11 protein-coding genes are annotated in these 13,165 nt (G+C 37.3%); 8 read left to right on the top strand and 3 right to left on the bottom strand.

Annotated features, from left to right (window positions below; translation table 11 throughout):
* Positions 1-125: 125 nt before the first annotated feature.
* Positions 126-4,595, bottom strand: coding sequence for a glutamate synthase-related protein (locus JR050_RS01945; RefSeq protein WP_204201836.1), 4,470 nt, complete (start codon positions 4,593-4,595; stop codon positions 126-128).
* 306 nt (positions 4,596-4,901) lie between these two features.
* On the bottom strand, positions 4,902-6,188 hold the full coding sequence (locus JR050_RS01940) for a glutamate-1-semialdehyde 2,1-aminomutase (RefSeq protein WP_204201835.1): 1,287 nt from the start codon (positions 6,186-6,188) through the stop codon (positions 4,902-4,904).
* A gap of 153 nt (positions 6,189-6,341) precedes the next feature.
* Here JR050_RS01940 and JR050_RS01935 point away from each other — a divergent pair, with 153 nt between their 5' ends.
* The 7 genes from JR050_RS01935 to perR all read left to right on the top strand — a co-directional run bounded on the left by JR050_RS01935 (position 6,342) and on the right by perR (position 11,438).
* Entirely contained in the window at positions 6,342-7,268 is a 927-nt protein-coding gene (locus tag JR050_RS01935; protein WP_204201834.1) for an ABC transporter ATP-binding protein, read from the top strand.
* On the top strand, positions 7,265-8,032 hold the full coding sequence (locus tag JR050_RS01930) for an ABC transporter permease (protein ID WP_204201833.1): 768 nt from the start codon (positions 7,265-7,267) through the stop codon (positions 8,030-8,032). The genes JR050_RS01935 and JR050_RS01930 overlap by 4 nt, the downstream gene beginning before the upstream one ends.
* A 51-nt stretch (positions 8,033-8,083) precedes the next feature.
* Positions 8,084-8,530: a two pore domain potassium channel family protein gene (locus tag JR050_RS20650; protein ID WP_204201832.1), complete on the top strand. Its 447-nt coding sequence runs from the start codon at positions 8,084-8,086 to the stop codon at positions 8,528-8,530.
* 61 nt (positions 8,531-8,591) lie between these two features.
* Entirely contained in the window at positions 8,592-9,047 is a 456-nt protein-coding gene (gene bcp / locus JR050_RS01920; protein ID WP_204201831.1) for a thioredoxin-dependent thiol peroxidase, read from the top strand.
* Positions 9,048-9,379: 332 nt separating this feature from the next.
* The gene (locus JR050_RS01915) at positions 9,380-10,327 is read left to right on the top strand and encodes a D-2-hydroxyacid dehydrogenase (RefSeq protein WP_204201830.1); all 948 of its coding nucleotides are present in this window, start codon (positions 9,380-9,382) and stop codon (positions 10,325-10,327) included.
* A gap of 1 nt (position 10,328) precedes the next feature.
* A complete protein-coding gene (locus tag JR050_RS01910) occupies positions 10,329-10,877 on the top strand; it encodes a cob(I)yrinic acid a,c-diamide adenosyltransferase (RefSeq protein WP_204201829.1) in 549 nt (182 codons plus the stop codon).
* 132 nt (positions 10,878-11,009) lie between these two features.
* Entirely contained in the window at positions 11,010-11,438 is a 429-nt protein-coding gene (gene perR / locus JR050_RS01905) for a peroxide-responsive transcriptional repressor PerR (protein ID WP_283244042.1), read from the top strand.
* A gap of 35 nt (positions 11,439-11,473) precedes the next feature.
* Here the strand turns inward: perR and JR050_RS01900 are convergent, their stop codons facing one another.
* On the bottom strand, positions 11,474-11,821 hold the full coding sequence (locus JR050_RS01900) for a YgzB family protein (RefSeq protein WP_204201827.1): 348 nt from the start codon (positions 11,819-11,821) through the stop codon (positions 11,474-11,476).
* Positions 11,822-11,958: 137 nt separating this feature from the next.
* On the opposite strand from JR050_RS01900, the gene JR050_RS01895 reads away from it, so the two are divergent.
* Positions 11,959-12,825 carry a nucleotidyltransferase-like protein gene (locus JR050_RS01895; RefSeq protein WP_204201826.1) on the top strand — a complete coding sequence of 289 codons (867 nt, stop codon included), beginning with the start codon at positions 11,959-11,961 and terminating at the stop codon, positions 12,823-12,825.
* Positions 12,826-13,165: the final 340 nt, after the last annotated feature.

The following is a 13,165-nucleotide window of genomic DNA, read 5'->3' as shown; positions in this document are numbered from 1 at the left end:
TAGGTTTCAACGTATTCTTTAATATATCAACGAACTAAAATCCAAATCCACTATGAGAACTTACCTATGAGCGTGACTAAATAAAAAAGAGAACCTAGCCCAAAGACTAGATTCACTTTAAAAAATCACTCTGTCGAAACAGCAGGATCAGCCTGTTCTTTCACTGGTACTACTTGTAAGAAGTGCTCCTCAGGATGTTGCAGAAGTCCTTCAATATAGCTCACTTCTTCCCATTGCTCGTGGTCCTTAAGCACTTGAACATAAGAAGTCAATAGATCAACTACATCTTCCAATCCTTTTTTAGATAAAGAGGTAATTGTTACTTTTGCTCCTTTTGCTAAGCGACTTGTTAGCTTCTCTTTCGTTAAGCCAACAGTTGGATCATGGCGTAAGTAAACAGCACCGCCTGTCATCCCAGCGCAAATCCAAGGACCTGGGTCACCGAGGACAAGTCCACGACCATTTGTCATATACTCAAAGGCAAACCCTTTAATGTTAGCCTGAACTCCCACATTCCCGTATTCCTTCTCACGCACTGGAGTTGTAACTCGGCCACCAATTATCATATCTGCTCCAGATAGCCTGATTCCCGCACGAGCATCCGCACTTCCTTGTACGAATAATTGCCCCTTTTGAGCGCCATATCCGAAGCCTTTACCCACTGAACCATTGTAGTATTTACCGTCTTTCCCTTTTGCTTTAACGATATAGATATTTCCTCCGAATGATGTCTTCCCAATGCCATCTTGAGATCCACCTTCTACACGAATATCAATTCCTTCGCTATTATAAGCACCGAGTCCATTACCGGGGATGGAGCCGTCCTTATAATGGAGAGAGATTTTAGGTAACTTTTTATATGACCCGTCTAAACGTCCTCGAACTCTGTGACAAGATACACGACTACCAAGCACACGCTGCTCGGACGTTACAGAGGAGAACTCCCGTGATTGTGTTAACTCACTAACATTATGGTCTAGATACTCTGCGCCAACTGCGACTGCAAGGTGTGACTCTCTTGCACTTAATGTAACTTCCTTCTGAGTAAATTGATCAACCTCAAGTACCTTTAATAGCTCATTTAAGTTTAGTTGATTTTGTCCTTTAGTCTGTTCTAATAAATCAGATCGACCGACGATATCCTGTAAATTAGTGAATCCAAGGGAAGCGGAAATTTCTTTTAACTCAGCTCCGAATGCTGTAAACAGATTTGTTAACCCTTGAACTGCTAAATCTAATTGTCTCGGAACGAAACGACGTAAACCGTGTTCCTTTGCTTGTGATTCAGATTCGATTTGTGTCGCGATTCCAACATGACACGTATCCAAGTGACAACCACGACAAGTCGTACAGCCAATCGCGATCATCGAAAGTGTTCCGAAGCCAATACGGTTTGCACCTAACAGCATAATCTTCACAACATCGGATGCACTTTTAATCCCACCGTCTGCCCAAATTTCAACGTTATTTCGAATACCTGCTTCAAGTAACGCATTATGAGCGGCTTTAACCCCAATCTCGACAGGTAGACCAACATGCTGCAAGGCATGAATACGAGCTGCACCTGTACCACCGTCAAAACCACTTATCGTAATAATATCTGCACCAGCTTTTGCAATACCGACTGCAATTGTCCCGATATTAGGTACAACTGGAACTTTAACCGAAACCTTTGCTTGATCGTTTGCTGTTTTTAGCTCAGTAATCATTTGTGCTAAATCTTCAATCGAGTATATGTCATGGTTGTTAGATGGTGAAATTAAGTCTGACCCGATTGTTGCGTTTCTTGCTTCGGCGATTTTCTTCGTCACCTTCGATCCAGGTAAGTGACCACCTTCACCAGGCTTCGCTCCTTGCCCAATTTTAATTTCTAATAAATTTGAAGAATTTAGAAGCTCTGCATTTACACCAAATCTACCAGAGGCGACTTGTTGACCACGTGTATTCGGATACTTCCCGAGCATATCCTTAATTTCTCCACCTTCACCATTCAAACTGATCATGTTCAAACGTTCAGCAGCTTCAGCATAAGCGCGGAATGCAATCTCGTTTTGCGATCCAAATGACATTGAACTTATAACGAAGGGGAGGCTATGAGCCCCGACTGATAAATCAACTTTATCTGGATTGATTGTTTTAGCTGATTGTTTAAAATTTGTTAAATGCCTAATTGTTATTGGAGTCGCATCCTCTTGTTCATTCATTTTCTTACGATATTCATCATAAGATCCTGTCTTTGCAACATCTCCAATGGCTTTCCACACACGTGGGAAAATGTGAAACGTCTTGCCAGGTCGTATACTATCATTAGCAAAATCCTCTAAACGCTCAAGTGCATCCTGTTTTAAATAGTCAAAATTAAAGCTCAGGGATTCTGATCCCAGGAAGTTCACTATTCTTAAGGCTGTTGCAACTTCTTCGTTTAAGCCGATAGAAGAGAACAGTCTACCATAACCACGCAATTCATGAATACCTAGAGTAGAAATCACCTTTTCAAGTCCCTTATTTAATGATTCAAATAAATTCTGTATTGGTGCTAACTCTTCTGCACTAACTGTTGCAAAAAGTAGATATGGGCTAATTGCATCTGCACCTAATCCGAACGATAAAATTAGATCATGCAAGGAACGGATAGCCCCTGATCGTAACAAGATAGAGGTATCTCGTCTTACTTGATTGTCGATTAAATGTTGATCAATTGTAGACACAACGAGAAGAGGGTCGAGCCATAGCTTCTCATGCTGATGAGAGCTGCTATCCTCCAACACTAATAGTGTCTTTCCACTCTGAACAGCTTCAAGAGCCTCGATAGAAAGTCTAGTTAGAGCATCCTTCACCGTTTCATCTTTTTTAAACGTAACATCAAGATAATAGGTTAAGCCTTCTTTATGAAAAGTATGAACAACTTGATCATAAGAAGGTTGTAGCACCTTTTCACTAAGTGCAAAACCGTGATTACCTTCTACTAAAATAGGAGATGACAGCTCCACAAACAACTGCTGCCTTTCTTTACTGAAGAGAGAAGGACGCTTACCTAACATCGTTCTTGTAGAAAAGTGTTCTGTTTCACGGTCACGGTCAATCGCTGGGTTTGTCACAACTGCGACACTCTCTTTAATGAAATCAGCTAAGTTACGTCTACCTGTGTCAATGGCTGCAAGTGGTGCATCGTGTCCAAGTGAACGAATTGGCTCTGCACCTTTGTCTGCCATTTGTTCGATAAGTTGAATATGTTCGCGATCCCAGCCGAATGCGGAGTATTGAGTGTTGTGAACTGTTGAAATAGTAGACACAGATATATTTTTTTCAAGATTAGGCGTTTCTAAACGAGTTCTATAATTCTTGAAATCAAGTTTTTCTCGAATTCGTGTATATACTTCCTCTTGATAAGACTCATAAGAGTACAGCTTGATCACATCATCAATATATTTTAATCCGACCTTTTCTCCAGGAGCTAATGGCTTTGGATCGTTTGTATACTCAGAAGATGGCACGATACCAGGCTCAGAGCTGAACAAGTAAGAATCTGTTGTTTCAAGCTGCCATAATGGACGTAACCCTAGCGAATCTAAGCTAAATACAGCTTCATCTTTATAACGTGAAATAATTCCAGCAGGTCCTTGTGAAAAGTGCCCCCAAGACTCCCTAACATACGTATATAAATCTTGTAAATGCTCTGGATACGCTTTGATCTCATTAATGATAGGAGGGAAGATAATATCTAGTGCTTCAAATAGAGTGAACCCATGTCTTGCAAGCAACGTTTCAATCATTCTATTAATATCTTGAGAGTCACTGCCATCCTTCGTTAAAGGGACTCCAATCATTTCTGCTTCATCACGGAACTTTGCTATCGTATTAATTTCTCCATTATGTCCAAGCACACTAAAAGGCTGAACACGGAAAAAGTTTGATAACGTATTAGTGGAATAACGATTATGTCCAAGCGTCATAGTGGATGCTACAAGAGGACTAGATAAGTCTTGATAATACTTTGGCAAAATATCACCAGCACCCATGACTTTATAAACAGCATGGTGATTGCTTAACGATGATACATGAAGAAAATTGTTTTCCTCAATTTTAATTGTTAATTCAAATAATAGTCTTTCTAAGTTATCAACTTTTTCATTTGGAAGTAGTGCCACTTGCCAAAAAGACGGTTCTTGAGCTGAAGCAATTGGACCTAGAGCATATGAGTTTGTAACATTGTCTGCTTGGAACAATAATGATAGGTTCGCATCTTTGAACAACTTCTGTATTGTTTCCTTTGCCTTAAGCTGGTCAGTTTTTTTATCCATAAAAAAATGACCAACAATAAATTGCTCGTCATGCACAACTGCGGCATCTATACCGTTTTTAGAAAGCTTATCTTTCCAAAGCTCTTTTGGTATATCAATATGAATACCGACGCCATCACCTTCTCCATTTGTGAAACCGGCACGGTGATTCATTTTGACTAATGCAGAAATACATAACTCAATATTTTCTTTTGTAGGAACTTTCTGTTTCTCAATAACAGACACAATTCCACATGCATCATGTTCATGTAGGTGATAATTCTTAAAGGAGCTAGGATTCCATTTTGTTTTCATTTTGCTGGCCAGACGGCCGTCACCTCCTTGGTTTAGTGGAAAGCAAATCTATAGGAAAGAGATTTACATATATAAGGGAAATGCTAGGGGATAATCGAAAAATTCTGAATATATCCATATTAACAAACTTATTAGAAAAATTCAATTATTATTCATTTTTGTGGATGAAACTAGTGTATGTATTACTACTGAAAAGGAGGGGGGAAGATGAAAAGGGTAGTAATGTAAACGTTTTCAAAAGGGTGTAAAAAAACTAGTCCCAAAAGTGAGACTAGTCAAAATGTATAATGATGCATAAATATTCAGTTATAATTGTTTGAACGCATTTTCAACTGCTTGTAGTGTAACTTCGATATCTTCTTTTGTATGGGCAGTCGTCAAGAACCAGGCCTCATATTTAGAAGGGGCTAAATTGATTCCTTGCTCTAGCATTAGTTTGAAAAATCTCGCGAACATTTCACCATCAGTATCCTCTGCTTGAGCGTAGTTTTCAATCTTTTCGGTTGTGAAGTAAATGGTTAATGCACCTTTTAGACGGTTAATCGTAATTGGAACATTGTGAGTTTTGGCATGTTTTAAAATTCCTTCTTCAAGTATTGCACCAAGCTCATCTAAATGCTCATAAACTCCTTCCTGCTTCAACACTTCTAAACAGGCAATTCCAGAAAGAATAGAAGCTGGGTTTCCTGCCATTGTTCCTGCTTGGTATGCCGGTCCTAACGGTGCAACCTGCTCCATAATTTCTTTTTTTCCGCCGTATGCACCAATCGGTAAACCACCACCGATAATTTTTCCGAGAGCAGTTAAATCAGGCTGCACATCTAGTAAATCCTGGGCACCTCCATACATAAAGCGAAACGCCGTAATAACTTCATCATAAATGACAAGTGCTCCAGCAGCATGAGCATATTCATTCACTTGCTCAAGGAACCCTTCCTTTGGCTCTACAATTCCGAAGTTACCAACAATCGGTTCAACTAATACTGCAGCAATTTGGTCGCCCCATTTTTCTAATGCTTCCTTAAATGGCTCGATATCATTAAAAGGAACAGTAATTACTTCTTGAGCGATACTTTTTGGTACACCAGCAGAATCAGGAGTGCCTAATGTAGAAGGACCAGAACCAGCAGCTACTAATACAAGATCGGAATGACCATGATAGCAGCCAGCAAACTTAATGATCTTATCTCGCCCGGTATAAGCTCTTGCTACACGAATTGTTGTCATTACTGCCTCTGTACCAGAGTTTACAAAACGAACTTTCTCCAGATAGGGCATTGCTTCCTTCAACATTTTTGCAAACTTTACTTCATGCGGAGTAGGAGTACCATATAAAACGCCGTTCTCTGCAGCTTCCTTAATCGCATTTGTAATATGGGGGTGAGCATGACCTGTAATAATTGGACCGTATGCTGCTAAGTAATCGATATATTTATTTCCGTCAACGTCCCAAAAATAAGCGCCGTTTGCACGTTCCATAACGACAGGTGCACCGCCGCCAACCGCTTTGTATGAACGAGATGGACTATTCACGCCCCCAACGATATGCTCTATTGCCTCTTTATGTAATTGCTCTGATTTTGTATGATTCATTTCCTTTACCTCCTAAGTCAACCACTTTCATACATGAATATCTTATCATGCACAATTTATAAAACAAACTGATACAAACTAGTGGAAAATGTAACGAATGATGTAGAACAATCGTCTAGTTAATGTAAAAATGTAATAAAAGGGAGGATGGCCATGTATACGGAATCTATCGTACTCAACGTACAGGAAGTTTCAAAAAGTATCGGGAAAACACCAATTATACATAATGTTTCGTTTGACTTAAAAAGAGGAGAAATTCTTGGGCTATTAGGTCCCAACGGTTCAGGAAAAACAACGATATTGAAAATGTTAGTTGGGTTACTTAAGCCATCTGCTGGAACAATTAAAGTAGAAGGTAAGGACATTCAACTATCATTTGAAAAAGCAATCCGTCATATTGGAGCTATCATTGAAAACCCGGAGTTGTACGATTATTTATCAGGCTATGATAACTTAGTTCATTTCTTGCAAATGTCTGAGAGTATTAACTATGAACGAATTGAAGAAGTAACAAAGCTTTTAAGAATGGAAGATTACTTGCAGTCAAAAGTTCGCACATACTCACTTGGAATGAAGCAACGATTAGGACTAGCACAGGCTATGCTTCATCATCCGTCAATTTTACTTCTAGATGAACCAACAAATGGATTAGATCCAGAAGGGATGATGGAACTTAGGCAATTACTTGTAAAATTAGCAAAGGAACAAGGAGTAGCTGTTATTATATCTAGTCATCAGTTAGCAGAAATTGAATTGATTTGTGACAGCATTGTAGTAATTCAAGATGGAAGTATTATAGAAAAAAGCAATCTTCGAGAAGAAGGTGACAGTGAGTCTAATGTCGGTTCGTACACTTTTAAAATATTGAACATAAAAACTGTTACTTCTATCATTGAAGGTTTTGCGCTTCCCAATTTAGTTTTAAATGAGGAAGGATTTCAAGTTGACCTAACAGAAATGGGAGTTTCAGAACTAAACAAACGTTTGATTAAACATGAAATAGATGTAGTAGGAATCAAGAGAACAGAGAATACATTAGAAGATCGATTTCTGAAAACGCTGAAAGGAAGATCGAAATGAAATCATTTTACTACTTGTTATCCAATGAATTCATGAAAATTTTCAAACGACCTGGAGTGTGGGCATTTTTAGGAACGATGCTTGTAATTAACATACTGCTTGCCATTTTTGTGAAACAGGTTTTCGGCATATCTGGCAAGATGACGTTTTGGGAATATATGAACATAAGCTCGCGTTTACTCATCTTCGTACAATTAGTTAGCATTGTGTATGCAGGAGATATTTTATCAAATGAATATACAAAGGGAACAATCAAGTTTTTACTATTACGTCCGTTTAGTCGTTCGAAAATCTTATTATCTAAATTACTAACGATTATTTTCCTTACTGGATTGTTTGCAACCTGTCAGTTCCTATTTTCTTTTATATCAAGTGCAGTATTTTTCCTTGATGGAATCACAACTTCATTTTCAACAATTGAAGAAGTGATTGGGTATTATATATTCATTTTTATTGAGATTTGTATTGTGAGTTTAATAGCATTCATGCTCTCAGTTCTTACGAAAAGTGGAATTTTTTCAATTACCATTACAATCTTTTTGTACTATATATCTACTTTATTGATTGCGTTATTAGAGCATTACGATATCGAACTGGCAAAGTATATTCTTTTTGCAAATACAAATTTACAGCAATACTACTATGGAAACCAGGCGTTCGATAGTATGACTTTACCATTTTCAATCCTTATTATTCTATTGCATGTTTCTGTGTTTCTTATGATCTCGTTTACCGTTTTCAAGAAGCGGGATATCCACGTATAAACCTTGCATGACTCGTCCTTCTTTTTCATATGTTAGGATGAGGTGGTTTCTGTGGTCAAACTATTATTACTACTTGTGGTCATATTTGTTTTGTATAAAAGCTTTAGTCAGCTTTTTAAACGTAATGAACATCGAAATAACTATGTATCGTTAGATAAGCTTTTATTTTTGTTATTGATATATGTGAATGTTTTAGTTGGCTTTGCGCTTGTATATACAATTTTTGAATTGTCAGGAAATGTTATTATGATAAATGGTGATTTGCCAGAGTTGAATGGGTTTCTAGAAATATTCGGTACTTCTCTATACTTTAGTGGGCTCACGCTACTATCGGTTGGGTATGGTGATATTACGCCAATTGGAATTGGGAGATTGTTTGCTATTATTGAAGCACTTCTTGGATATATTATTCCGGCAGCGTTTGTTGTAAGAACGATGATTGATTACGACCGCCGAGCTGATTATAAACCAAATGTAGACTACGACCAATCAACATAGTTGCACAATGGACGGGACTTCCTTATCCTAAAATATAAGAAAAGAATTGGGAGGATAAGTGATGACAATAGCGCCTGATTTTGAACTAAAAGGTACGAGTGGCAAAACAATTAGACTAAGTGACTTTAAAGGGAAATATAATGTAGTGTTATATTTTTACCCGAAAGATATGACTCCAGGCTGTACGACAGAAGCGTGTGATTTTAAAGAAAATCATCAATCGTTTCAAGAGCTGGATACTGTCATTTTAGGAGTCAGTCCAGATCCGATGGATAAGCATATTAAATTTATTGAAAAATATGACCTGCCATTCGAGCTGTTAGTAGATGAAGATCATCAAGTCTCAGAAGCTTACGGAGTTTGGAAGCTAAAGAAAAACTTCGGTAAAGAATATATGGGAATCGAGCGTTCTACCTTTGTTATTGATAAAGAAGGACACATTGCAAAGGAATGGCTTAAAGTGAGGGTAAAAGGCCACGTGGAAGACGCATTGAAATTCATAAAAGAAAACTTATAAAAATAGGTCAATGTCTATACCAATACAGGGGAAGGCGAATAATGTAGAGTATAGGGAACCCCCCTCAATCATCAAAAAATAGAGCGGTAGAGTGCGAGAGGATTTCTCTCGCCTTTTTTATTTAGGTTGTTTTTGGAGCAAGTCTTGGAACATGTAGCTATGAAGGTATCATCTATTCGACAAAGTCGTGGTTGGTAGTTTCACCTGTAATGATTTATTAGAGATGCCCGGAATATGATGAATAGCAACAATGTTTTAGAAAAGGTACTATTTATGACTTTTCAAAACTTCATTTCTATAAGATGATTTATATAGAAGAAAGGGGGAGTATAATGAACATTGTTACAACCTTAAGTGTGAATGAAAAGAAACAAAATGATCTAATGAGTTTATTTAAGAATGAGGCATTTCACTTCTTCTCAAACGCAGTAGAGCCTACAGGGGAGCTGAAGGAAGCGGATGTTGTTGTGACATATGGAGACGACATTACACCAGAGATGATCAAAATAGCCGAAAAGCTAAAATGGATCATGGTGATGTCAGCTGGTGTCGATAAACTTCCTTTTCAAGAAATAAAGAAGCGAAACATACTGGTGACAAATGTTAGGGGTATTCACAAAATTCCAATGGCAGAGTACACAATGGGCATGATGCTCCAAGTGAGTAAACATTTACAGCAAGTAACTGAACAAGAAAAAAGTCATGAGTGGAAGCGACTTTCAATGAATGAGCTTTATCAGAAGAATGTTTGTATAATTGGTGTTGGGGCGATTGGTGGACAAATTGCGAAGTTATGTAAGGCGTTTGGAATGAATACATATGGAATAAATACGAGTGGCAAGGAAGTAGAGTTTGTAGATGAAGTAGGAACAATGGACAGACTTGAAGAGTTTTTAGCTCATGCTGATTTTGTTGTATCAATTTTACCGAGTACACAAGATACAAAATATTTGCTAACGAAAAGACACTTCCAATTAATGCAGGAAACATCAATCTTTATCAATATCGGAAGAGGAGATGTGATACAAGAATCTGTCCTGCTTGAAGTGCTGAACGAAAAGTTAATTGGTCATGCAATTTTAGATGTATTTGAGAATGAACCACTTGCCAAAGATCATCCTTTTTGGGGAATGGATAATGTGACCGTAACTCCCCATATCTCTAGCATAACCTCTCGTTATTTACCACGAGCGTTTGCAATTTTTGAAGAAAATTTACGAACCTTTAAGTCGGGCGGAAAAACACTAATAAATCAAGTGAATGTTGATAGGGGGTATTAAGATGAAGATATATACGAAATCAGGAGACAAAGGTACGACATCTCTTGTATACGGAGATCGTGTATCAAAAAATGACACAAGAGTCGAAGCGTACGGAACATGTGATGAGGCAAACTCACTCCTAGGACTTGCGCTAAGTTATATAAAGGAAGATGTGTCAGGTGCACAGGATATTGAAACGGCATTTCATAAAATTCAGACGACGTTATTCCATGTAGGAGCAGAGCTTGCAACTCCAATAGGAAAAGAAGTGAAGTGGAAACTAGAAGAAGAGGATATTCACTGGCTAGAAAATTTAATTGACGAGTGGGATCAAACGTTACCGCAGTTAACAAACTTTATTTTACCTGGTGGATCAAAAGCTGGTGCCACATTACATCTAGCTAGAACTGTAGTAAGAAGAGCAGAACGAAAAGCGGTTGTAGTGGACAGTGTAAATCCTTTAGTTCTATCTTACTTAAATCGCTTATCAGATTTCTTATTTGTTGCGGGAAGATATGTAAATCATAAATTAAATATGTCAGAACCTACACTTCATCAAGACGCTTAGAAGTATTAAATTCGTCCAATAAAGCATATAGTAATGGTAGAAGATTGACAAAAAGCGGTTTTTCCATGTACACTAATTATAACAATTATAAAGTGATAATGTTTGTTAAAAGTGAGGTGCATGACTGTGTCTATGCAATTGAAAGATGCTCTTGAAATGTTAAAAGAATCTGGAGTACGTATAACTCCGCAACGTCATGCGATTTTAGAATTTTTAATCCAATCAATGACGCACCCGACTGCTGATGATATATACAAATCACTCGAAGGTAAGTTCCCGAACATGAGTGTTGCAACAGTTTATAACAATTTAAGAGTTTTCCGTGAAGCGGGATTAGTAAAAGAACTAACATATGGAGATGCATCAAGCAGATTTGATTTTGTAACAACTGACCACTACCACGTTATCTGTGAAGATTGTGGGAAAATCGTTGACTTCCTATATCCTGGCTTAGATGAGGTTGAAGCATTAGCTTCACACGTTACTGGTTTTAAAGTATCACATCACCGTATGGAACTTTACGGAACTTGTCCAGAATGCAACAAAAAACAAAGTCATTAATTAATAGAAAAAGCTGACTATAGGAGTCAGCTTTTTTATTTTTTCTTATTATAACTTTCGTCAAACTCTTTCCCTTCTAAGTTGGGGTCGAGTGTTAAAGGTTCGTTGCAATGCATGCACATATCTACTCGACCAAGTATCTTAGTCGATTTATTACATGTTGGGCATACAACTTGGACTGTCCTTGTCGACAACATCCCAATCCAAAAATAAACAGCAGTACTAGCTACAATACAAAGTAAACCTAATACCATAAAGATACTGATTAACCAGACGTTAGTTCGAAAGAAGATCCCGATATACATAACTGCAAAGCCAATAAAAATAAGGCTCAATGCAAATGTGCGGATTTTATTAATTTTACTTGAATATTTTTTTGCCATGGTTGTCCCTCCTGGATAATACTATATCATAATACAGGCAGAGCCTCTATTTTAAACAAATAATAATCATCACTTAGAAGGTTTTTCTTCTCTAACGTCGAAAAATAACTCACAAGCATTTATTGGAGGAGAGGAAAATGGAACATATATTGCGCCCTATATACCAAGAGAGAGCAAGTCACCCTAACACATTAGGTATCATTCTTTTAGAGAAGCGCAAACCCGAAAGTCCAGCGACCGATAATTTTGATGTCATCTTATTTGTTGTTGTCAAAGAACACGAATCCTCACACAGTTTAAAGCATTATCAATTGCAATCAGGAAAAAAAGCAGCCTTGAAAACTGTTGATACAAAACAACTGAATGAATGGTTAGAGATAGGAAGTAATAGAAGGATCTTTGATTGGATCATTAACGGTAAAATCATGTTTGAACGAAATGAATACTTAACGAATTTAAAACAAACGTTAACTGATTTTCCATTAAATCACAGAAAAAAGAAGATTGGTCTAGAGTTTGCTAAACTAATTAGAAGATATGTAGACGGTAAGGAGTTATTTGAACTAGGAAATTACTTAGATGCATATAACCATATTGTTCATGCGTTACATCATTTAGCAAGACTATCAATTATTGATAACGGACTTCACCCAGAGATTACAGTATGGAACCAAGTTCGTAGAATTGAGCCAGAGGTATTCACTCTATATCATGAATTAGTTGAAAGTGAAGAATCATTAAATAAGAAACTTGAATTATTATTCTTAGCAAGTGAGTTCTTAGTTAATAAGAATATAAAAATTGGATCCATACACTTAAAAGAAACAATGGAGGAAAAAGAAATTTGGTCTATACAAGAATTAACGACACACCCAGAACTTGAGGATTATGGAATTGATTTTGAGGCTTTTTTAGAATATCTAATTGAAAAGAAACTAATCCACACATCATTAGAAGAAACAAAAGGACAGGGGATCTACCATAGAAAGTATACGGTTCATTAAGTACTAAACTTATTTGTGAAAGTGGGTTGACTCATTATTGCAATCCGTGATATATTATTCTTCGTCGCTGCTGAGAACATCTAAGCCAACTGAAACAAAAGTTGAAAAAGATGTTGACTTGAATAGCCTCAGATGTTATATTAATAAAGTCGCCTCTGAGCGATGAAGAGTTCTTTGAAAACTAAACAAAACGTCAAGCGTGTTGGTTTCTAACCAACGCAAAAATTTTTAAAACTATCTATTTGAATAGATAGCCAGCAAGTAAATGAGCAATCAAACACTTTATTGGAGAGTTTGATCCTGGCTCAGGACGAACGCTGGCGGCGTGCCTAATACATGC

The sequence above is a fragment of the Bacillus suaedaesalsae genome (genome assembly GCF_016890225.1).
Classification (GTDB): domain Bacteria; phylum Bacillota; class Bacilli; order Bacillales; family SA4; genus Bacillus_BS; species Bacillus_BS suaedaesalsae.
The sequence above is the reverse complement of the archived record's forward strand: the minus strand, read 5'-3'. Positions and strand labels throughout refer to the sequence as shown.